Source organism: Salinicoccus cyprini, assembly GCF_007713705.1.
GTDB classification, from domain to species: domain Bacteria; phylum Bacillota; class Bacilli; order Staphylococcales; family Salinicoccaceae; genus Salinicoccus; species Salinicoccus cyprini.
On the sequence record NZ_VMSJ01000003.1, the window covers coordinates 235,776 to 258,694 of the forward strand.

Consider the following 22,919-nt stretch of genomic DNA (forward strand, 5'->3'; position numbering starts at 1 on the left):
TCTTCAAATATCAAATAAAGCCCACCAACCTGGCAGACTCCAACTTATAGTTCACTGTCATAGCTGAAATAGAGACCGGCCGCAAATAGTATCAGCACAGCCAGATAGCCGATGACAGTATATGAATCCGGTAATACAGTCTGCAGGCCGATCATGACCAGCAGACCCGAAGCAAAGCATATGCCTGCAGCATATTTCATTTCTAGTCCTCCTGAAAGTTGCCCTGCCAGACTATAGAATGAACGACAGAATTGCCAGCACAATCAGGACAACCACTACAATATAAATGATATTCCTCATAGTATACCTCCTCTGGATATCAATGTATTCCACTATACCCTGAAATTGGAGATATTAATTAACTCGATATTAGATTAATTATCGGATTCGATCCATGTCGTCTTCTCTTCAAATGGTGTACGCTTCACTTTGCCCTTCTCCATGTCCGGTTCTCCGAGGAAGATGAGTCCGAGGATCTCCTCACGTTCCTCAAGATTGAAGTATTCCCTGACTGGCGGTGTATCGAATATCGGTCCGCTTCTCCATATCGAAGCGATACCCATCTCATGCGCTGTAAGCAGCATGTTCTGTGTGGCAGCTGCAACTGCACAGACATCTTCAATATAGATCGCCTTCGGATCATCATCGGGAGAAAGTGCGACAACGATGACGGTCGGTGCTGCCAAAGGCTTCTGGCTGATCTTCTCGATCCGCTTCTGTCCCGCCTCCGATTCCGGTTCATCGACGCGGCCGTAGGCAACTTCCTTGAGCACTCTGGACAATGGTCTTCTGCCTTCTCCGCTCAGAACAAAGAACTTCCATGGCTCCGTATGACGGTGGTTCGGTGCCCAGATGGCTGCCTCGAGGATCTTTTCGACCTTCTCACGCTCCACCGGTACATCTTTCATCTTGGCGATACTACGCCTGTTCTTTATCGTTTCGAAAACATTCATTTCCATTGCTCCTATACTATGTATTATAATTACTAACTATACATTACCAAACTTTGTTTTCCCTTTACAAAATAAATGACAATAATTATCACTCTCATTATGACTAGGAGGTCTACTTTTGATTTTTCTGCTTATATTCGGGACAGCCGTCGGCATGCTGGTGCCCCTGCAGACGTCGGTCAACAGCCGGCTGGCCGGCTTCACCCGCTCCCTGCTGCTCGCTTCATTCTATTCCTTTCTGACCGGTACAGTGCTGCTGATTGTAATAAACCTCATCACAAACCCGGGGAAACTGGCGCCTGCTTTCATATTTTCCCATGATTTTTCATACATATGGTTCACAGGCGGACTGCTTGGTGTCATCTACCTGACCGGAAATATCATTCTGCTGCCGAAAATCGGGGCCGCGCTGACCGTCATCATGACGGTGGCTGGCCAGATGATCATCGGCTTGATGGTAGATACTTTCGGCTGGTTCGGCGCACCCGTGCAGCCCCTCGGCCTATTCCGCATACTCGGCATCGCCATCATGATTGCCGGTATTGTATTCATGAACTACAAGAAAAGGAGCGCCCGGACAGCACAGAGCCGGTCAAACGGCTGGCTGCTGCTCGGGCTGGCCACCGGTGCACTGCCACCCATACAGACCGCAATCAACAGTGCGCTGAGATATGAAGTGTCATCGTTCTTTCTGGCTTCACTTGTATCATTTGTCGTCGGTACACTGGCTCTGCTCATCCTGTCGCTTGCGACGGCACGCCGGCTTCGGTTCCGGACTTTCAGTGAAAGTACCGGCCGGCTGAAATGGTGGCATCTGACAGGTGGTCCGCTCGGCGCGGTGTATGTCACCACCAACATCATTCTGCTGCCCCATCTTGGTGCGACGCTGACGCTGATGAGCGTCATATTCGGCCAGATGCTGATCAGTCTCGCCATCGACCACTTCGGCCTGTTCGGCATCCATAGGCACCGCATTGATGCAAGGCGCATCATCGGTGTGCTGATGATCCTCTCAGGCATCATTCTGCTGCAGATATGAGGGATTAAAAAAAGCGGAGTGACTACTCCGCTTCTTCTTTTTCAGACCCTTCATTATTCGCTTTGTAGATCAGGAAACCCAAACCACCCGCTGTTGCCAATGCAATGAACTGTATCAGGAAATCTGCCAGACTCGCCTCCATATGAATCCCCTTTCCAGAATTGTTAAACGCAGTATAGCACATGGTGTAAGTGTTTTCACCAAAAAAATAATGGAAATTACAATTTTTTTATTGCAGTGGTTTCGGACCGTATTTATTGGATGAACCACTCGGAAGCAATGTAAATGCAAAACCGATGATATTGACGGTTGCGATGATTACAACGACCAGTATTTTGACCCATTTCCTGACGAATTTCATGAACACGAATGGCAGCAGGAGAAATGACAGATACTGTGGCAGCTGGTACCAGCCTGAAATGCCCACATCGTGATACCTCCGTGCTGTAAGGCTGAATGAAGGCACCATGACCAGTGCTGTGAAAAGTCCATCAACCTGCCCTTTCCTGTCACGGTCCGGCAGCAGCGCAGCAACGATGGCCAGTATGATACTCGGCACCCAGTATTCTTTCCGTGTCGCCCGGCCACTGAACTGGAATGACTTTTTGAAAAAGCGTATCAGATAGTTGAACATTGGCAATCCACTCCTTGATTTATTGTCATCCCGAGTATACACCAGATTGCACTTGTTTTTACATTCTCCCCCTCGGGCATATATAATTGAACCATAACAGCCACATAAGGAGCATCATGATGAAACGATTGATAATGGGTACCGTATTCACCGTTGCAGGCATCGCACACTTCAGGAAGCCTGAAAAATTTGCAAATATCACACCCGGCTTCATCCCGTTCAAGACATTCATCGCCTATTTCACCGGCGTTCTTGAACTCGTATTCGGCATCCTGCTGCTGGCAGGGAAAATAAGGAACTGGCAGCTCTCGGGCATGCAGAAGTTCCTATGGGCCGTCTTCCCCGCCAATATCTATATGTATACACACCGGGAAAAGCTCGGCCTCAGTCATCTGCCGAAGTGGGCACTGCTCGCCAGGCTGCCACTGCAGAACCTGATGTCCCGTATGCTTGAAGACCTGAAAAGATAGAGCACACTTAAATGTGCTCTATCTTTTTTTGCTGTGTTCTTGAAAGGGCCATCATTCTTTCAGGATAGTTCGTCATCAGTGTCTCCACGCCATGACTGAGGAGCCTCGCGGCATCTCCTGTTTCGTTCACCGTCCATACCCGGATCCGATCTTCGACCCCGGCAATCCGGCCCGGATTTTTCAGTATCGCCTTGTAGCTGATATGCAGTGCCTCGAGCGCAAGCTCCTCCATGTGATCGATCGGCCATAGTGGCACCTTGTCTGTCAGCCAGGCGATTCTCGCTTCGGGATCGATCGCCTTCATTCTGAGAATGCTCGGCATATGGAAGGATGAGTAGATGACTTTGTTCGAGTAATTATGGTTTTTCACGATGTCGTGAACCCGCTGCTCGATGCCCTCATATTCAAATACATTGGTCTTCAGTTCTATATTCAGCTCGATGTCATGCTGCCCGACAAGGCCCATGACCTCGTCGAGAGTCGGAATCCGCTCCCCGATCCATGTATCCGCGTCGTAATTAACGAAGTCTTCGAACTCACTGCCGGCACTCAGGCCCTTCAGCGTGCGAAGATCCATATCCTTGACCGCACCCCGGCCGTCGGTCGTACGGTCAACCTGTTCATCATGGATGACAACCACTTCGCCATCCCGGGTCAGATGCACATCTATCTCCAGGCCATCCACCCCGGCCTCGATCGCCTTTTTGAATGCCAGCATCGTATTTTCGGGATATTCCCCCATGGCACCTCTGTGACCATATATTTTCGTCTGCATTGGACGTCCTCCCAATCAGTATTTTGTATAAGGGCAACTTTTTATTTCCGCCCGCCATGATGCCGATTGCGGAATCGGATTTATGCTGATGATGAGCTTTCAAATTCATTTCTTCTATATATACCATTTAATCATAGATATTCCGTACATATTGTATATTTACATAATCTTAAAGAAATTATCATGCGTGTAATCTAGGAGAGTCGAAGCAGGAGAGAACCGACACCAAGCAGAAAATGGCCACCCTTCATCAAATGAAGGGCAGCCATGCTGCTTCAAAGCCTGAAACTATTCGCCACCGCGTGCCTGGTTCGCCTGCTCGATGGCCTGGTTGTAGCGTTCAACTGCGTTGCTGTATTCTTCGTCTACATCACCGCCATTATAGACGGCTTCAAGTGCTGTCTCCATCACTTTTCTGCCTTCAGGAAGCATGTCCATCAGTGCGCCCTGGGTTGCATATGAAGATGTTGTTTCCTGGAGCTGATCCACTGTCACTTGCAGCTGTGGCATTTCTTCGTGTGCCTGTACCGCCACGTCTTCGTTGTATGCTTCAGGGTTGATTGCGAAGTAGCCTGTACCGACGTGCCATTCTGCCTGGACTTGTGGTGTCTGCAGATATTTCATGAATTCCCATGCTGCGTTCTGCTCTGCTTCCGGCTTGCCGTCGATCATCCACAGGCTCGCGCCGCCGATGACGACGCCTTCACGTTCCTTTTCTCCCGGATGCGGAAGGTATGCGATACCGACTTCGAATGGTGCGTTGTCGATGACATCTCTTGAACTTGCAGAGGACTGCACGAACATGGATACGTCTTCAGCAAGGAAACCTGCCATCATGTTGTCGCCATTTGTACCATAGTTTGCGAAAGTGCCGTCGTTGACCATGTTCTCCACCCAGTTGAAAATGGATTTGCCTTCTTCTTCCGTCCAGCCGATTTCAGTTGCAGTGTCGCCACGGCCGTTGTCGTTATTCAGAAGCAGTGCTCCCTGGTTGGCGAGCAGCTGCTCCCAGAGCCAGCCGTAGGCCTGCAGTGCAAAGCCTTTCATTTCCGGATTCGATTCCGTGATTGCACGGCTTGCTTCTTCAACTTCTTCAAATGTTTCCGGTGGTGCTTCCGGATCGAGACCTGCTGCTTCAAAAGCATCCTTGTTGTAGTACATTACCGGTGTTGAGCTGTTGAATGGCATGGAGTAGAACGTGTCATCCAGCTTATAGTAGTTGATGATGTTCTCTTCGAGTGAGCTCATGTCATATCCATCTGCATCGATGAAGTCCTGGATCGGCTTGATCTGTCCACTGTTGATCATGGACATCGTACCGATTTCGAACGTCTGGATCATTGTCGGTGCGCTGTCGCTGCCTGCGACTGCATTGAATTTTGTGAGAGATTCGTCATAGCTGCCCTGATATTCCGCATTGACCTGGACTGCATCCTGGGATGCGTTGTAGTCTTCAACAATGCCGTTCAGTGCTTCCTGTCCAGCGCCTCCCATGGAGTGCCAGAATGTAACTGTCTGCGCCTCTCCGGAAGCCGCTTCCCCGCTGCTTTCCTCGGAGGATGATTCTGCGGACTCGTCCGCTTCGGCAGTGCTTTCTCCTTCTTCGCCTGAACCACAGGCTGCGAGTACGAATAGTAATCCTAAAGCAAGTAAAAACATCAGATTCTTCTTGAACAATCCAAACACTCCCTATTCCATTGATATTTATGTGGTGAATCATTGAAACCGGATTATTTCAAAGCGCCTTCCGTCAGGCCTTTCTGCAGCTTCTTCTGTCCAAGGAACAGTAGCAGCAGTGTCGGTATGATGACGATGACAGCGCCTGCCATGATGACGCCCCACTGGTTCAGCTGCTCCTGCGTCTGCATCTGCTTCAGCCCGATCTGTACTGTGCGCACATTATCATTCGTTGTCGCAAGCAGGGGCCACAGGTACATGTTCCATGAAGTCAGGAATCCATAGACGCCGAGTGTCACCAGGCTGGTCTTTGCCACCGGCATGACGACGGTCAGATAGAACTTGAAATCACCCATGCCGGCAATCAGGCTGGCTTCCCTCAGCTCCTTCGGAATCGTCTTGAAGTTCTGGCGCAGCAGGAATGTTCCGAATGCCATTGCGAAGAATGGCACAGTCAGTCCGGCATAGCTGTCGATCCAGCCGAGATCCCGGATGATATGGAAGTTCGGTATGACCGAAGCTTCAAACGGTACCATCATGGTGGCAATGAAGATGTAGAACAGGATATCCCTGCCCTTGAATTCCAAAAATACAAACGCATAGGCTGCCAGGCTCGAAAGTACGAGCTGCCCGAGCATGATCAGTACCGACACGACTACACTGTTGATGAGATACTGCATGAGCGGGAACGTACTGAATGCCTGCCGGTAGTTGTCCAGTGTGAGTGATGTCGGCATGCTGCCGGTCAGAATGTCCTTGTTGGACATGAAGCTCATGACGAAAGCCATCAGTGTCGGTGCAAATATCAGCAGCGCAGACACGATCAGCAGCACATAGAATGTGATTTTCTGGCCCAGCGGCATCGTCATTGGTAATGCACCTTCTTTTCACCGAACTTGAACTGCAGTGCCGTCATCAGCAGAATCAGGATGAAGAGGATGACCGCCTGCGCACTCGCTGCACCGAACTGGTAGTTTACAAATGCTTCCCTGTAGATTGAATAGACAATGAGGTTCGTTTCATTCTGCGGACCGCCCTGGGTCAGAATATCGATCTGACCGAATGTCTGGAATGCGTTGATGATTGTGACGGTCAGCACGAAGAACAGTGTCGGTGACAGCATCGGCACAGTGATGCGCCGCAGTTTATAGAAATAGCCTGCACCATCGATATTGGCACTTTCATACAGGCTCTGGTCAATCGACTGCAGTCCGCCGAGCAGGATCAGGAAAGTGAACCCGATGTTCATCCATATGGTGGTGATGGACACTGCAACAAGCGCCCATGCCGGATCTGTCAGCCAGCCGATGCCTTCCATTCCCAGGAATCCGAGAATTTCATTCAGCAGACCCATCGTCGGATTGAAAAGATACAGCCAGAAGACCGATGCGGCAGCAACCGAAATGCCCATCGTGGATGAGAAGATCGTCCTGAAGATGCCGACGCCCTTCAGCTTCTCATTTGCTAGTACTGCCAGAAACAGACTGATGATGATTGTTGCCGGCACGATGTACAGGACAAAGAGGAAGGTTGATTTGAAGCTCTTCAGGAAAATGGATGAAGTGAAGAGCTGTATGTAGTTCTGCAGACCGACGAATACTGTGGTCGCCCCGCTCGCGTCTGTCAGAAAAAAGCTCAGATAGACGGTCTTCATCATCGGATAGAACAGGAAGACGCTGAAGAGGATGATGGAAGGCAGCAGAAACAGGATGCCTTTGATGAAATTTCTGGTTTTCGTCTTCCGTCTTTCCGCTTCGAACGCCAGCTGCATATCTTCATAGGGCTTTGTGGCCGGACTCATCGTGCTCATACCGGCACCGCCCCTTTGGACACGCGCTTCGCCGCTCTGATCAGCCTGCCGCTTCCGGTGTCGAATATGGCCAGATCTTCACAGGATATTTTCACAGGGACCATCTCACCGACTTCGATCTCCCACTGTCCAGGCCACTTGACTGTCCAGATCTCATTGTTCAGCTCGAAGGCGATGGTCGTCTCATTGCCCAGATTCTCAACGTTGACCGCCTCCATGAAGTGTGTCGCATCCTCTTTTGTGGCATATGTCAGGTGCTCTGCACGGATGCCGACTGTAATGCTTGCATCATTCGGAATGTCCGACATGAGCGATTCGGAGGCATTGATGTTGAGTTCGTCCTCCACAATGAGCCGTCCTTCTGCTCTATTCAGCACCGCTTTGCCAATATTCATTTTCGGCGAACCGATGAAGGAAGCCACGAAGAGATTGGCTGGTTCATTATAGAGCTCGATCGGATTGCCGACCTGCTGGATGCTGCCGTCATGAAGCACCATGATGCGGTCGCCCATCGTCATCGCCTCCACCTGGTCGTGTGTCACATAGACCATGGTCAGGCCAAGGCGCTTCTGCAGCCTTCTGATTTCGACACGCATACTTGCACGCAGCTTGGCATCGAGATTCGACAGCGGCTCATCCATCAGACATACCGGCGCCTGGCTGACCACCGCACGGGCCAGTGCCACACGCTGGCGCTGGCCACCGGACAGCTCCCTCGGCTTCCTTTTCAAGTAGTCCCCGAGACCCATCATATCGGTCGTCTCGATCAGCCGTCTGCGCTGCTCTTCCTTGCCGACTTTCTTCGCCTGCAGACCGAAAAGAATATTCTGCTCGACACTCATGTGCGGATAGAGAGCATAGTTCTGGAAGACCATCGACAGATCCCTATCCTTTGGGGGAAGATGGTTGACCACCCTGTCGTCGATCTTCATGATGCCGTCCGTGATGTCCTCGAGCCCTGCAATCATCCGGAGCAGTGTACTCTTGCCCGAACCTGAAGGGCCGACGAGTACAAAGAACTCGCCTTCTCCTATTGTGAGGTTGATTTCATTGAGAACATTCTTCTGCTTGTCATACGATTTTGTGATGTCCGTCATTTCAATATTTTTCATATTCCCTCGCCTCCAAAGAGCATTTAAACATAAAAAACTTCCAAAAGTTAAAAATTTACACAACCTTTAGAATAATTAACAGTACATTCATCAAACTATTGAATTTTTTACTTTATTTACAAATTACTTGGGAATAGAAGACGTTATGATTTGACGTTCGTTCAGCAATACAGGAAAATCAGATTATAAGGATCAGGAAGTTATAATCCTTCGATTTTTGGGAATAGATAATATGGACACTTGAAAAACAAAGGAGTGGAATTCATGAATCAGGAACAATTCGACAAAGTCAAGAATGGAAAGGGATTTATCGCAGCACTCGACCAGAGTGGCGGCAGTACCCCGAAAGCACTTCTCGGATATGGTGTGCAGGAAGACGCATACTCCAATGAAGATGAAATGTTCACCCTTGTACACGAGATGCGCACGCGGATCATCACTTCGCCTTCGTTCAATGCCGATCAGATTCTCGGTGCCATCCTGTTTGAACAGACGATGGATCGTGAGATCGAAGGCAAGTACACTGCCGAGTACCTGGCAGATAAAGGCATCGTGCCTTTCCTGAAAGTCGACAAGGGCCTTGCGGATGAGAAGGACGGCGTCCAGCTGATGAAGCCGATGCCGGACCTCGACCAGCTGCTTGAACGTGCAAACGAAAGAGGCATTTTCGGTACCAAGATGCGCTCCAACATCCTTGAGCCGAATGAACAGGGCATCAGGGAAGTCGTCGACCAGCAGTTCGAGGTGGCACTCCAGATCCTGAATGCCGGCCTTGTACCGATCATCGAGCCGGAGGTCAATGTCTATAGTGAGAATAAAGAGCAGTCCGAAAAGATTCTGAGAGAAGAGATCGAGAAGCACCTCGACCAGCTCGAAGCAGACCAGCAGGTCATGCTGAAGCTGTCCATTCCGACAAATGCGAATGAATACAAGTCGCTCATCGAGCATCCAAGAGTGGTCAGAGTGGTCGCCCTATCCGGTGGCTATTCAAGAGATGAGGCGAATGAAAAGCTGAAGCAGAACGAAGGACTGATCGCGAGCTTCTCCCGCGCGCTTGCAGCGGAACTGAACGTCAACCAGTCAGATGAGGAATTCGACAAGAAACTGAAAGAAGCCGTGGACACGATCTACGATGCTTCCGTCAATAAGGAATAGCAGTACTGATGCCTCGATAAATCGTCGAGGCATCACCTTTTTTAACTTATTCGCCTTTTAGGGTGGACATACCCCTTTATATGATGTATAGTAACTGTAATAAGATTTTTAAGTATAGCAGTATCTAATTCACATGTTACAAAGAGTAATCGTGATTTGGCCGGTACTTTTTGTAACGTGTGAATTTTTTTATGTTTATACGCTTAAGATATTATTAAATTTATTTTTGGAGGTCATTTATATGACACAAGGTACAGTTAAATGGTTCAATGCAGACAAAGGTTTCGGTTTCATCGAAGTTGAAGGCGGAGACGACGTATTCGCTCACTTCTCCAACATCGAAGGCGAAGGCTACAAAACACTTGACGAAGGTCAAGCTGTAGAATTCAGCATCGAAGAAGGTCAGCGTGGACCACAAGCTGTTAACATCGTAAAACTTTAATAATATTTTAGGATATTTTAAGTAATTCATGTTAATGGAAAATCCCCTCTCATATGAGAGGGGATTTTTTTATGCCTTGATCTGGCCTGAACCTTCAACGACGTACTTGTAGCTCGTCAATGCTTCAAGTCCCATCGGTCCTCTGGCGTGGAGCTTCTGGGTACTGATGCCGATTTCCCCACCAAAGCCGAACATCTCCCCATCCGTAAAACGGGTGGATGCATTGACATAGACGGCAGCGGAATCGATATCGTCGAGAAAGGCTTCAGCGTGTGTGTAGCTGGTCGTCACAATCGCATCGGAGTGTCCGGATGAGTACTGTTCAATGTGTGCGACTGCCGCTTCATAGTCCGCCACGACCTTTACAGCAATCTCACTGGCCAGATATTCCTGGCTGTAGTCCGCGTTTGTTGCCGGTACTGCATCTTTGACGATGGCACATACCGCCGCATCTCCGTGGATCAGCACCCCTTTTTCAGCCAGTGCTTCCGATAGCACAGGCAATGCCGTGTGCGCAATGCTTTCGTCGATCAGCAGTGTCTCAAGCGCGTTGCATACTGACGGCCGCTGCGTCTTGCCGTTGACCAGTATGGATTTTGCCATCTCAAGATCCGCCTCTTCATGTACATAGAGGTGGCAGTTGCCCGTGCCGGTTTCGATGACCGGCACCGTCGCATTATCGAGTACAGTCTGGATCAGGCTGCCGCCCCCGCGTGGAATGAGACAGTCGAGCCCGTCATTGAACTTCATGAACTTTGCCGCCAGTTCCCTCGAAGGATCTGTAATGAGCTGGATGCTGTCTGCCGGGATATCCGAACCGTCAAGACCGGCCTTCAGTACCTGGACCAGTGCCCGATTGCTGTTGATCGCCTCCTTGCCGCCTCTTAGAATGACACTGTTGCCTGCTTTCAGACATAATGCAGTGGCATCGACCGTCACATTCGGGCGCGATTCATAGATGATGCCGATGACGCCGAGCGGGACACTCCTTCTCGTAATCCTGAGACCATCGGCGTTCACCCACTGCCCTTTCGATACTGCAGTCGGATCCGGCAGGCCGGCAATCTGCCTGAGGCCACTGGCCATGCCTTCAATGCGGGCCTGATTCAATGTCAGCCGCTCCACCATGGCTTCCGGATACTCAGCTTCCCTGCTGTGCATCAGATCCTTCATATTCTCCTGAAGAATAAAATCCTGCTCGGCTTCCAGTGCTTCAGCCATTTTTATGAGTGCACCGTTCTTCGCAGCCGTGCTCATCTTGCGCAGTACTTTCGCAGCAGACTTTGCGGAAACGCCCATCTTTTCAAGTGTCATGTCTGTACCGACAGATCCATCTACCATCATTTTTCCTCCCCTTGCAGTGCTTTTTCACGCACATCCTTCTTGAATAGCGTACCGATCTCGCTGCCCTTCAATATATCGAAAATCTGGCATGGGTCTTCAGCACTTGTGATGATCATGCTCTTGTTGTTGTCCATCAGGTACTTGGCTGCCTTCAGTTTCGTCTCCATGCCGCCGGTTGCGAACGTGGAACCGGCGCCGTCTGCCATACCCAATATGTCATCGTCGACATTTCCGACACTTGGAATGAGCTTCGCATAGGCTGTTGTATGTGGATTGGCATCGTAGAGGCCATCGACATCACTCAATATGATCAGGAGGTCTGCATCCACGAGTTCAGTCACAACTGCAGAAAGTGTATCGTTCTCACCGAATTTTCTGCTGTAGGTCTTCTCATCTGTAGAGATGGCATCATTCTCATTGATGACGGGAATGATCTTCCTGGTCAGCAGGGAATTGATTGCGGATCTGCAGTTGACGTAGGAAATCGGGAAGTCGACGATGTCGCGGGTCATCAGAATCTGGCCGACGTACTGGTCATAGTGCTGGAAGAAGCGGCAGTAGAGGTTCATTAGGGCACACTGCCCGACGGATGCCAATGCCTGGAAGTCTGCGACTGTTTCAGGATACTCCTTTATTTTCAATGTACAGGCGCCGACACCGACAGCACCTGAAGTGACGAGTATGATTTCTTTTCCCTGCTGCTGGAGTACGGAACAGACATAGGATAGACGGTCGATCTTGCGGTAATCAATTTCTCCGGGCGACTTCATGATCGAATTTGTGCCGATCTTTATGACGATGCGTTTACTATCTTTTAGAAAATCTCGATTCATCTAATCCCCTCCCAGGAAGGTACAATTAATAATATCTATTAATTATACATAATATTGCATATAAATCCACATTTATTTTGAATTTTTCTCAATTTTTATTTATTTTTCTGTTTCTAGTATTCTACAGCATGCGAAAAAGCCTGGAACCATACGGTTCCAGGCTTCTCTTCTATTCGCGCAGATCATCGTGTATTTCAGCAAACTTCTGTGCGGTATATTCACTCATGCCGCGATCTTCCACATTCTCCACATAGAGGCTCATGATCATATCCTTTGTGCTCTGATCATAGCCGATGAACCACCCTGTCTCTTCTCCACGGGTATCCTGGGACATCTTGTTTTCGCTCGTTCCGGTCTTGCCTGCAAATTCGGCGTAGTCCCGTTCCGCATCATCCGGATGATTTATCCTGACAACATCCCGCATCGCCGTTTCCAGGTAGTCTAGCTTGTCCTGGCTGGCGATGTCCTCGATCTTCACTGCCTTCTCGGTCTCAAGCAGCATGTGCGGCTTGTAGATATCTCCGCCGTTGATTACCGCGCTGTAGATGGAAGTGATCTGGATCGGGGAAATCAGCAGCTCTCCCTGGCCATATCCTGTATCCGCGAGCAGTATATCCTCATCTATTGTACCCTCATTCGATACTTGGCTTGTATAGATCGGATAGTCCGTATCGTATTCCTGGCCGATGCCGAGATCCTTCATGCCCTGGATGAAAGTGTCCGCTCCAAGGCCAAGCGCCGTCCGTGCAAAGTAGATATTGTCCGAATAGGTCAATGCCTTCTTCAGATCGAATGATTCATCCAGCACCTTATAGCGGTTCACTTCATAGCCGCCCCATGATGCATCCTGCTGCCAGCCTTTACCTGTAATCTCCATTTCAGCATCCCTGTCAAAGCCATCTGAATTCATCGCTATGATCGATGTCAGTATCTTCTGGGTCGAACCTGGAGATGTCGTACGGTTGAATTTATTCAGCAGTGGATTGCCCTCATCCGACTCGAGTGCTGCGTATTCCTCCTGCGACAGGCCGAACATGAAGTCGTATGGACTCGGGCTCGGATAGCTGACGGCAGCAAGCATTTCCCCGTTGTTCGGGTCCATGGCGACACTCGCTCCGGAATCCGATTCGAGATTATTATAGATGGTCGACTGGACTTCCCCATCCACCGTCAAGATGATATCCTCGCCGTCCTTTGGTGCCTCACTCAAGAGCTCCTCTGCAACACTGCCATTGTCGTCAATAAACTGGACGGTATAGCCCGGCTCCGGCTTCAGCCTTTCATCGTACAGCCTTTCGATGCCCCGTTTTCCGATCACATCACCGGCGCTATAGCCTTCACGCGCCTCAAGCTCCTCTGCAGTGATCGGTCCAACGTACCCGAGCAGATGGAATCCAGCTTCGCCAAGCGGATATTCCCGTTCACCTGAGGACTGGATGGTGAGCCCTTCAGCCTCGAACTCCGCCTGCGCGTCTTCATCAAAACGGTGGGCGTCCTTAAGTGGTACAAACATGCCATCCTCAATCCATGATTCATTGAAAATGCTCTGGAGGCTCTCCTCCTCCATGTCGAGTACTTCTCCAGTCTCCAGCAGCTCCGACTCGCTCATCTGGCCGGCTATGTATCCTACCGTCTCCTTCGTGCCATTGAATGCGAGCGGCTCGCCATTGCGGTCCAGTATGTCACCGCGCACGCCCGAAGTCGTCTCGATGCTCAGTTCGTTGCCGGCAAGCCCCGGAATGATCATATCCGGCGTCCATTCGACGAACCAGTCATTCTCCTCCTCGTTGTAGGTGAGATCCACCTGATATTCCCTGTCTATTTCCCCGTAACGGGTATCCAGAACGAGATTGCCGGTATATGTCTGCTCGGTGTCATCTTCTGTTTCAGGTTCCACCTTCTCCAGATTTTCAAGGCTTGCCGTCTCGACACCGAGAGCCTCGAACAGCTGCTGGTTCCGCTCCACCACTTCCGCTTCAGGATATTCCTCTTTCGAAGCTGCGTTCAGAAGCGGATATATGTCCGCGTAGTCTCCATTCTGGAAATCTTCAGTGAACTGGTTGAGTGTTTCCTCCTCCGACTTCTGGAACAGACCCGATGCCATCAGAAAATAAGTACCCACAGCCAGCACAATTACAATTACCGGTATCGACCATAGAAATTTCTTCATCTTGACCTCCACAATTTTTAATATCCATCATTATACCAGTGATGGACAGATGCTTAAAGAGAACACAATATTTTCCTGATTGAGCCAGTTCCCAAAACCCATGTCATGCCACACAAGCATCAACGTGATAGTATGAGGGTAATCTATAGAAGAACGAGGGGATTTTATGTGTCTGATCATTTTTCAAAAGAATACCCACCCGCACTACAAGCTGGTCGTCGCCGCAAACCGGGATGAATTCTACGGGCGCCCGACAGCCCCAGCCCAGTTCTGGAAGCAGCATCCCGAGATGCTGGCCGGACAGGATTTGAGTAAAGGCGGGACGTGGCTTGGACTGACGAAGCAGGGCCGCTTCGCCGCCGTCACAAACATCAGAAAGCCGGGATTTGAAAATGCCGATAAGAAATCACGCGGCGCACTGGTCAGTGATTATCTTACCGGAGACGCCACACCAGAAGCCTACCTCGATGCACTCGACAGGGAAAAGGACGACTATTCCGGGTTCAACCTGCTCGTCGGCAACCAGAACGAATTGTTCTATCTGCACAATGACGGTGGCACTGTCGACAACGTAACCGATGGCCCCCATGGCCTGAGCAACCATCACCTCGACACCCCCTGGCCGAAAGTCGTCAAAGGCCGTGAGAGGCTCGATGACTATATGAAGACTACAGAGGAGATTGACATCGATGTCATTTTCCAGCTGCTCGCTGATTCAGAGCAGACGACAGGCGCACTGCCAGAGACAGGACTACCCGAAACACTCGAACGCCAGCTGTCCTCAGCATTCATCAGCATTCCAGAGTACGGCACCCGGTCATCCACCGTTGTCCTCATCGACCATGACGATAACGCAACATTCGTCGAACGCACATTCACAGAAGACGGCCAGACCGGGGAAAACCGCTACACATTCAAAATCGAATCATAATAATGCATTCGGTAAATTGACCTGAATACACATATGCCTTATCATTGGTATATAGATCATTTGCCTGACGATAGCATTCACCAGATGAATGACACATATTTCAGGTTACACATAAGATGACGAGTACCCGTCCCAACCAACGAAAGAAATATCCATAAAAGTGAGGAGGTCGTACCATGGCATATGTTATCCTGCAACCGTGTATGGCTGAAAAGTCCGGAGATTGCGTAGAAGTCTGCCCTGTCGATTGCATCGAAGAAGGACCAGACCAGTTCTACATTGATCCTGATATCTGCATCGACTGTGGCGCATGCGTCGCCGTCTGCCCAGTAGACGCAATCGTGGAAGAATACGAAATGACACCGGAAGATGAGCCATTCCTGGCCAAAGCCGAGAAATTTTTCGCGAGTAAATAAAAAATGAAACCTTGTTTGAGGATGATTCCTCGAACAAGGTTTTTTAGTACATAATACTTTTTTATTCCTTAAAAAACTTTGATGCGACCCAGACAGGCGAAATCAGATATGCTCCAATCAAGGAATAACTGGAAATAAAAACACTTTTATCTTTCGTAGCTTCCCCTGCCTCCAGGCTGACTAGAGGTAAAGTGAAGATTGAAATGAAAAAGTAGATGGTAAGTAGTATATAGGGGAAATCCAAGTAACTACCGTTATAAAATATGCCGTCAATGATAACTATATAGAAAGCAAAAAAGAAAATACCAATGATCAAACTGAGTATTTTCATGATTCGATCCTCCATTTTTTACATCTCCTCTATTTCTAATCTTATCTAAATTCAAACAGACAATCCTATAAATGTAAATTGAAGCACCATTCCAGAACACCAAAAAAATAAGGCAGATTCGGTGAGTTTCAGCAGTATCATAAAAAGCTTGTACTCAAAAAAATATGACAGGCCTCCTGAGAGCCCTGTCATATCCTTACTTATTAAATTTATTTACATCATGCCTGGCATGCCGCCGCCCATGCCGGCACCCATGTCTCCGCCGCCATTCTCATTTGGAATGTCTGCGACGACTGCTTCTGTTGTGAGGAACATGGCTGCAACGGATCCTGCGTTCTGCAGTGCGGAACGTGTGACTTTTGTAGGGTCCACGATGCCTTCGTCGATCATGTTCACCCATTCGTCAGTTGCTGCGTTGAAGCCGATGCCTGCTTCTTGTGTCTTGAGGCGTTCCACGATGACGGAACCTTCAAGGCCAGCGTTTTCAACGATCTGACGGAGTGGTGCTTCGAGTGCTTTCAGTACGATGTTGATGCCTGTCTTCACATCGCCTGTTGCTTCGATTTCGGATACTTTGTTGTAGATGTTGACGAGTGCTGTTCCCCCACCGGCTACGATGCCTTCTTCGACAGCGGCGCGTGTGGAGTTCAGTGCATCTTCGATGCGGAGCTTGCGTTCTTTCATCTCTGTTTCGGTTGCGGCACCGACTTTGATGACTGCAACGCCACCGGAGAGTTTCGCAAGGCGCTCCTGCAGTTTCTCCTTATCGAAGCTTGATGCTGTTTCTTCGATCTGGGATTTGATCTGACCGATGCGTGCTTCGATATTTGTCTTCTCGCCAGCACCTTCAACAACTGTTGTGTTATCTTTGGTCACATTGACTTTGGATGCTGTACCGAGCATATCGACTGTTGCGTCTTTCAGATCGAGTCCGAGGTCTTCAGTGATGACCTGGCCGCCAGTGAGCACTGCGATGTCTTCGAGCATCGCTTTGCGGCGATCGCCGAAGCCTGGTGCTTTGACTGCGATTGCAGTGAATGTGCCGCGCAGTTTGTTCAGTACGAGGTTCGCCATTGCGTCGCCTTCAACGTCATCTGCAATGATGAGTACCGGACGGGACTGCTGGACGATCTGCTCGAGCAGCGGCAGGATATCCTGGAAGTTCGAGATCTTCTTGTCTGTAATCAGGATATACGGGTTGTCGAGGTCTGCGACCATCTTCTCGGAGTCCGTCACCATGTAAGGGGACGTGTAGCCGCGGTCGAACTGCATGCCTTCAACGACTTCAAGTTCTGTTTTGAAGCCACGGGATTCTTCGATTGTGATGACGCCGTCATTGCCGACTTTCTCCATTGCTTCTGAAATGTATTCGCCAACTTCCGGGTCTGCAGCTGAAATTGCACCAACCTGTGCAATGGATTCCTTGTCCTGGACCGGACGGGAAATGTTCTTCAGCTCTTCCACTGCCACTTCCACAGCTTTTGAGATACCGGATCTGATACCTACGGGATTGGCACCGCTTGTTACATTCTTCAGGCCTTCCTGGATCATTGCCTGGGCGAGTACTGTTGCTGTCGTCGTACCGTCACCGGCAATTTCATTCGTCTGGTTCGCCACTTCGGCAACCAGCTTGGCACCCATGTTTTCGTATGGATCTTCAAGTTCGATCTCTTTTGCGATGGTCACACCGTCATTGGTGATCAGTGGTGAAGTGAAGGATTTGTCCAGAACGACGTTGCGTCCTTTCGGTCCAAGTGTCACTTTTACGGCATTTGCCAATTTATCTACACCAGCGAGCATGGACTGGCGTGCATCTTCAGAAAACTTAAGTTCTTTAGCCATTATCAATCATTCCTCCTATACAAATCTAAATCTAATGCTTTGTGCGTATTTTTATTGGATGCGGTTATTCGATTACAGCCAGAATGTCGGAATCTGCAAGAATCAAATAGTCCTGATCATCATGTCTGATCTCGGTACCGGCAAATTTGGAATAGACGACGCGATCGCCCTCTTTGACTTCAACTTCAGCACGTTTGCCATTTTCCAATACTTTTCCTGAACCGACTGCGACGACAGTGCCCTCCTGTGGCTTTTCCTTTGCGGATTCAGTCAGGATGATACCGCTCTTTGTCGTTTCTTCCTTTTGCGTCAGATCGATGACGACTCTGTTGCCTAATGGTTTCAACACGTGAAAACCCTCCTTTAATAGTACAAATATCATTAGATTTAGCACTCATACATTCGAAGTGCTAACAATTAAATAATAATCAAAGTTGGTCAATATTGCAAGTGATATCTATTTGCTTTAACCACTTTAATTTTTAGGGTAGAATAGCTGTATTGGAAAATGGAGGGTTTACTTTGAGAAAGTTATATAGTGCTCTAATCATCGTTGTATTCATCGCAGTCCAGCTCGCTGTACTGCCGGTTTCAATCGTCCTGGCCTTCACCAACCCTTCGATTACCGAAGCGGAACTTCTGGATCAGGTCATGCCGTATCAGGCGGCCGCTTTTGCGCTCGGTGTCATCATCGTCATCATCATCGGCAGGCTGCATAAGAACAAGAACCGCATCGAGCGCGGCCCGCAGTCGGATATCCCTGTGACAATCGCCTGGGTGGTCGGTGGTCTCGTCCTTGCCTACGGTTCACAGATTGTTGCCGGACTCATCAATACACAAGTTCTCGGCAACCCGATAGAGAGTGAAAACACGAACAGTATCATAGAGATGATCGAATCGGCACCATTCATGATTCTTGTGGTGGCGCTGCTCGGTCCGATCCTTGAGGAGTATGTATTCCGACGCGCCATCTTTGCTGAAATATATGAAATGATCCCAGGTTCCAAAGTCATCGGTTTCCTTGTTGCCGGCCTGGTCAGCGGACTCATTTTCGCACTGGCCCACTGGGATCTGACGCATATCCTCATCTACGTCACCATGGCCTATACATTCAGCTTCCTCTATGTCATGAGCGGCAGGCTGCTTGTGCCTATTCTTGTCCACATGCTGATGAATGGGCTCGTCGTCCTGCTCCAGCTGATGTTCAAGGACTATATCGAACAGCTTGAGCAGATACGCAGCACAGCGGGTGCCATACTGAGCCTGATGTTCTAGCCTTATAAAACGAAAATCCATCCGGGATCTCCCGGATGGATTTTTCTATTCTACAACGACATATGAGGATGGTACTGTCGTCTGTATGACCTGCTGCTTCTTGTTGTATTTCGATTTGACGATGGTGTCGGCTGCAATATCATATACGTCGAAGTGTCTGCCAGGTGATTCGATCATCACGCTCATCGCGGAATCGAGCGTGGTGATGGTCTCTGTTCCATCATCGGTGATGCCTCTGAGCAAGACTTCGTAAATATCACTGACATGATGTACTTCAGTGCCTGGTGTACGCAGGATATCGACTTCAACCGCATCATACGCTGTGAACTGCTGGAAGTTCTGGACCGTCAGCTGGACTGCTGAACCGCCGACGTTCAGTACGACCGTCTTGTTTTTGCGCATCTGTGCAAACTGCGTGATCAGATCATTCGAAATTCTGATGGAGGCAGATCCGTCTTCTATGCTTGCTTCAGGTACTGTCACGTGGATATCCTTGATGTTGTTTCTTGTGATGCCATCCCCGATGTCCGCTGACGTCAGTTCATAAGCAGTGCTGCCCGGTGCCTCTTCTTCAGGCAGTTCCGCTTCGCCTTCTGTAATTGTGTTTTCATCGAAATTGACCGTATAGACATATGTGCCACTGTTGCCGGCTGCATCGGTGAAATCAAGTGTCAGATGGTACGCACCCGTATAGCCTGAGAAGTCGAGTGACAATGTACCATCGGCACCGATTGCAACCGCACCTTCCTCGGTACTTTCACCATTTGACAGCTGGTAGGTGCCACTGATATATGTGTTCGGGTCATACGTCATGCCGTACATCTCCTCAAGTACCGGAAGCACCTCGATATAGAGGTCTTCGATGCCGGCTCGGATGATGCCACCGGAAACGGCTGGTTCCACCACTTGTGCCACGTTGCGTTTGACGAACAATGGTCCATCGTACTGGAGTTCCGTGCCACCTTCATGCTGTGAAATGGCATCTATCGTATATACGCCATCAGGCACTTCGGAATACACGTATCCACCATTTTCAATATTATACATCTCGCCGTTCACAGGCACTGTGATGGATGACTCGATTCCTTCAACAAAAGCAAAGTCGCCGATGTATCCGTCCGCATTCGGCCCGGATGACGGGTTGAGCAGATCAAACCAGCTGAATGCTGTCAATTGCTGTGGATTATGGAAGGCCGCATAGACGCTTGTTTCATCCTGTACCCCATCTCCATTCGGAGACATATGGTAGTCGTTCAGATAGAGTTCTGCGAATCCCTGCTGCATCGGTGGCGCAAAACCGACCGCAAAAGGTACCGAGTACGTACCGGAGCCGCTTGTTACATTGATATAGCCGAGGAACTCGTTGCCTGGTTCTTCAACACCTGCCGGTACATTCAATGTAAACTGGACCGTCTCGGTTCCGTTCACTGTCACCGACTGTGTACCTGGCGTCAGTGTCGCACCAGCCATCGATCCTGTCGGTGCTTTTGTAGTAACGACATCAAAGCTGTATGTCTCACCGGAATTGCTTTCAATGATGAGATCCTTCGTCACCGTCTGGGCAGATCCACCCGGGCTGACGAATCCGAAGGACATTGTACCGCGTGTATGGCTATGTGTTTCGCCATCCATCGTGGATTCATGCGGCACTTTGATCAGTGTGTTCGTCGTTGCTGCAGCGTACGGCTGGACGAGTCCTGCGCCTTGTGCGAACACATCATAGAGCGCAGTATCGAGTACTTTTGCTGTGTTGCTCATTGCCGACTTGATATCGAACGGTGTCCATTCCGGATGCAGTTCAATCAGCAGTGCTGCAACGCCTGCTGCATGCGGTGTCGCCATGGAAGTACCTGTGTACTGTGCGTAGGCTTCTGAATAGTCTCCTCCTGCCACGAATCCTGGAATCGTGGAAAGGATGTTGGTTCCTGGTGCTGAAATATCCGGTTTGATATCAAAGTTCGGCGTGGACGGCCCTCTTGAAGAGGAGTCATTCACTGCGTCACCGGCTGAGAGTGAATCTTCAAAGCTGTTGAAAGTGACGCTGCCTGTGCCTGCCTCGCCGATCGCAGCGGCAAATTCGGCACCGAGCGTGTGCGAGATATCAAGTGTCGGAACATAGTCGAATGCTGTACCGAGGAAGATGTCCACCGGTCCCGGTGCATTCGTACCGTCCGCAGAGTTGTAGATGATGACACCCTTTGCGCCATTACTGCGTGCATTCGCAATCTTATCGACAAATGCGATTGCCCCACGCTGGATCAGTGCCACTTTGCCTTCGACATCGACACTTTCGAAGTCAGCAGCATCTCCGACGCCCGGCACACTGACGACTTCCATCGTGCCTTCAAGGCTTTCCTGTGGATGTGTACCGATCATGAATGCCATGAAGTTCGCATCGAGCGTCTGTGAGAAGCTGCCCGCTTCAAGTGTGACATTCGATGCCACCCTCTGCTCAGGCAATGTCGTATTGCCGACGCTGATTGCCATCGTACTTGTGGCCGGTCCGCCGACTGTCGATCTCTCGGGACCCGAGTTGCCGGTTGCGGCAACAGCCACTGTACCGAGCAGCATGGCGTTGTTCAGCGCAAAGGAGTTTGCCTGGCTTTCATCACTCAGCGTGTTGCCGAGCGACAGGTTGATGACGTCCATGCCATCCTGTACCGCGCCTTCAATACCACCGACAATCCATGATGTATAGCCACTGCCGTATGCCCCGAGTGCACGATAGGCATAGATGTCGACATTCGGTGCCACACCGATCATGCCGTAGTCGTTGCTGCCCTGTGCGGCAATCGTTCCGGCAACGTGTGTCCCGTGTGTTGTCCAGTAGGAATTGCCGCGATCGTCATATTCCGGCAGACCTTCCGGACGCTCCTCCGGTTTCGTTTCATATGGATCATCCGACGGTCTTTCCACCAAATAGTCCGTGCCATTCACATAGTTCCTGCCACCCTTGTATACATCAGCGAGATCGGGATGGTTGTAGTCTATGCCTGTATCGATGACGCCCACTTTCACGCCCTGGCCACGATTGCCGAGTTCCCATACTTTCGGTATATCAAGGTGCGTAATGCCTGCAATGTAGTTCGGCTTTATATCTTCATCGGCTACATCCGATGCACCTTCTATATTTTCATTGTGCGTCGTACCGATTTCCGGATCGAGCTGGACAAAATGATCCTCCTCGACCAGTGCCACTTCTTCAACTTCCAGCAGTTTATCAAGATCTTCTGCTGCAACCGTCATGGATTCGGCGTTCAGCACAGTCGTATATGTATTGCCTTTGGAGAAATTGATATTCTTATCCCGCATACTGTGTTCAGCCTGACGCTGCTGTTTTTCTATTTTCTGCCTGACTTTTTCTGCATCAAGTCCAGACCATTTTTTCCCTTGTGATTGTACAATCCCCTTTTGGAGTCCGACAGAAGGTTCCCTGTAATGCACAATGACATTCACGTTGCCTTCCTTGTCCTTTAGACTCTCACCAAGCTGGGCCTCACCCGTAAGAATATCCAGCTGGCTCTGCACGTTCTGATACTGTTCAAAATGCGTTTCGTCCAATGATGGCGAACGTTCCGGCTTGCCCAGTTCGTTGGCCAGTACTTCCGTACCGAACGCACTGAATACCAGGAGAAGTGCTGTGAATAGAAGAAAAATCCGTTTAAATGACTGCATCTCTCAATCCCCCTACTTATTATAAACTGTTTAAA

At 49.6% G+C, this 22,919-nt stretch carries 21 protein-coding genes; 7 read left to right on the forward strand and 14 right to left on the reverse strand.

Features of this window, described 5'->3' with window-relative positions:
* Window positions 1-44: 44 nt before the first annotated feature.
* Together FO441_RS12620 and FO441_RS08980 are read right to left on the reverse strand one after the other, a co-directional pair.
* Window positions 45-200, reverse strand: a complete 156-nt coding sequence (locus FO441_RS12620) for a hypothetical protein (protein WP_186365526.1) — start codon at window positions 198-200, stop codon at window positions 45-47.
* Window positions 201-374: 174 nt separating this feature from the next.
* Window positions 375-953, reverse strand: a complete 579-nt coding sequence (locus FO441_RS08980) for a nitroreductase family protein (protein ID WP_145288918.1) — start codon at window positions 951-953, stop codon at window positions 375-377.
* 118 nt (window positions 954-1,071) lie between these two features.
* On the opposite strand from FO441_RS08980, the gene FO441_RS08985 reads away from it, so the two are divergent.
* A complete protein-coding gene (locus FO441_RS08985) occupies window positions 1,072-1,992 on the forward strand; it encodes a DMT family transporter (protein WP_186365527.1) in 921 nt (306 codons plus the stop codon).
* Between the two features lie 229 nt (window positions 1,993-2,221).
* Here the strand turns inward: FO441_RS08985 and FO441_RS08990 are convergent, their stop codons facing one another.
* Window positions 2,222-2,626: a DUF805 domain-containing protein gene (locus tag FO441_RS08990; protein WP_145288921.1), complete on the reverse strand. Its 405-nt coding sequence runs from the start codon at window positions 2,624-2,626 to the stop codon at window positions 2,222-2,224.
* Between the two features lie 119 nt (window positions 2,627-2,745).
* On the opposite strand from FO441_RS08990, the gene FO441_RS08995 reads away from it, so the two are divergent.
* On the forward strand, window positions 2,746-3,096 hold the full coding sequence (locus FO441_RS08995; RefSeq protein WP_186365528.1) for a DoxX family protein: 351 nt from the start codon (window positions 2,746-2,748) through the stop codon (window positions 3,094-3,096).
* A 7-nt stretch (window positions 3,097-3,103) separates the two neighbouring features.
* On the opposite strand, the gene FO441_RS09000 is transcribed toward FO441_RS08995, so the two are convergent.
* From FO441_RS09000 to FO441_RS09020, 5 genes are all read right to left on the reverse strand, one after another.
* On the reverse strand, window positions 3,104-3,871 hold the full coding sequence (locus FO441_RS09000) for a glycerophosphodiester phosphodiesterase (protein WP_145288925.1): 768 nt from the start codon (window positions 3,869-3,871) through the stop codon (window positions 3,104-3,106).
* A 288-nt stretch (window positions 3,872-4,159) separates the two neighbouring features.
* Window positions 4,160-5,548, reverse strand: a complete 1,389-nt coding sequence (locus tag FO441_RS09005; protein ID WP_237605795.1) for an ABC transporter substrate-binding protein — start codon at window positions 5,546-5,548, stop codon at window positions 4,160-4,162.
* A gap of 53 nt (window positions 5,549-5,601) precedes the next feature.
* Window positions 5,602-6,417, reverse strand: coding sequence for a carbohydrate ABC transporter permease (locus FO441_RS09010; RefSeq protein WP_186365529.1), 816 nt, complete (start codon window positions 6,415-6,417; stop codon window positions 5,602-5,604).
* Window positions 6,414-7,349, reverse strand: a complete 936-nt coding sequence (locus tag FO441_RS09015; RefSeq protein WP_370637567.1) for a carbohydrate ABC transporter permease — start codon at window positions 7,347-7,349, stop codon at window positions 6,414-6,416. Before FO441_RS09015 ends, FO441_RS09010 begins: the two co-directional genes overlap by 4 nt.
* A gap of 5 nt (window positions 7,350-7,354) precedes the next feature.
* Window positions 7,355-8,470, reverse strand: a complete 1,116-nt coding sequence (locus tag FO441_RS09020) for an ABC transporter ATP-binding protein (protein WP_145288927.1) — start codon at window positions 8,468-8,470, stop codon at window positions 7,355-7,357.
* 264 nt (window positions 8,471-8,734) lie between these two features.
* Here FO441_RS09020 and FO441_RS09025 point away from each other — a divergent pair, with 264 nt between their 5' ends.
* Together FO441_RS09025 and FO441_RS09030 are read left to right on the forward strand one after the other, a co-directional pair.
* Window positions 8,735-9,625: a fructose bisphosphate aldolase gene (locus tag FO441_RS09025; RefSeq protein WP_145288931.1), complete on the forward strand. Its 891-nt coding sequence runs from the start codon at window positions 8,735-8,737 to the stop codon at window positions 9,623-9,625.
* Window positions 9,626-9,866: 241 nt separating this feature from the next.
* Window positions 9,867-10,067: a cold-shock protein gene (locus tag FO441_RS09030; RefSeq protein WP_145288934.1), complete on the forward strand. Its 201-nt coding sequence runs from the start codon at window positions 9,867-9,869 to the stop codon at window positions 10,065-10,067.
* Window positions 10,068-10,136: 69 nt separating this feature from the next.
* Here FO441_RS09030 and FO441_RS09035 read toward each other — a convergent pair whose 3' ends face one another.
* From FO441_RS09035 to FO441_RS09045, 3 genes are all read right to left on the reverse strand, one after another.
* Window positions 10,137-11,408, reverse strand: a complete 1,272-nt coding sequence (locus FO441_RS09035) for a glutamate-5-semialdehyde dehydrogenase (RefSeq protein ID WP_145288937.1) — start codon at window positions 11,406-11,408, stop codon at window positions 10,137-10,139.
* Window positions 11,408-12,244: a glutamate 5-kinase gene (gene proB, locus FO441_RS09040; protein WP_145288939.1), complete on the reverse strand. Its 837-nt coding sequence runs from the start codon at window positions 12,242-12,244 to the stop codon at window positions 11,408-11,410. Before proB ends, FO441_RS09035 begins: the two co-directional genes overlap by 1 nt.
* Before the next feature lie 169 nt (window positions 12,245-12,413).
* The gene (locus FO441_RS09045) at window positions 12,414-14,414 is read right to left on the reverse strand and encodes a penicillin-binding transpeptidase domain-containing protein (protein WP_145288944.1); all 2,001 of its coding nucleotides are present in this window, start codon (window positions 14,412-14,414) and stop codon (window positions 12,414-12,416) included.
* A 166-nt stretch (window positions 14,415-14,580) separates the two neighbouring features.
* Between FO441_RS09045 and FO441_RS09050 the strand changes: the two genes are divergently transcribed.
* Together FO441_RS09050 and FO441_RS09055 are read left to right on the forward strand one after the other, a co-directional pair.
* Window positions 14,581-15,345 (forward strand): NRDE family protein, encoded by a 765-nt coding sequence (locus FO441_RS09050; protein WP_145288947.1) that lies wholly within the window; start codon window positions 14,581-14,583, stop codon window positions 15,343-15,345.
* Between the two features lie 176 nt (window positions 15,346-15,521).
* Window positions 15,522-15,761 carry a ferredoxin family protein gene (locus FO441_RS09055; RefSeq protein WP_145288950.1) on the forward strand — a complete coding sequence of 80 codons (240 nt, stop codon included), beginning with the start codon at window positions 15,522-15,524 and terminating at the stop codon, window positions 15,759-15,761.
* Window positions 15,762-16,305: 544 nt separating this feature from the next.
* Here FO441_RS09055 and groL read toward each other — a convergent pair.
* Together groL and groES are read right to left on the reverse strand one after the other, a co-directional pair.
* A complete protein-coding gene (gene groL, locus FO441_RS09060) occupies window positions 16,306-17,934 on the reverse strand; it encodes a chaperonin GroEL (protein ID WP_145288953.1) in 1,629 nt (542 codons plus the stop codon).
* 64 nt (window positions 17,935-17,998) lie between these two features.
* The gene (groES, locus tag FO441_RS09065) at window positions 17,999-18,283 is read right to left on the reverse strand and encodes a co-chaperone GroES (RefSeq protein ID WP_145288956.1); all 285 of its coding nucleotides are present in this window, start codon (window positions 18,281-18,283) and stop codon (window positions 17,999-18,001) included.
* A gap of 173 nt (window positions 18,284-18,456) precedes the next feature.
* Between groES and FO441_RS09070 the strand changes: the two genes are divergently transcribed.
* Window positions 18,457-19,209, forward strand: coding sequence for a CPBP family intramembrane glutamic endopeptidase (locus FO441_RS09070; RefSeq protein WP_145288958.1), 753 nt, complete (start codon window positions 18,457-18,459; stop codon window positions 19,207-19,209).
* 45 nt (window positions 19,210-19,254) lie between these two features.
* Here the strand turns inward: FO441_RS09070 and FO441_RS09075 are convergent, their stop codons facing one another.
* Entirely contained in the window at window positions 19,255-22,884 is a 3,630-nt protein-coding gene (locus FO441_RS09075) for a S8 family serine peptidase (protein WP_145288961.1), read from the reverse strand.
* Window positions 22,885-22,919 lie beyond the last annotated feature (35 nt).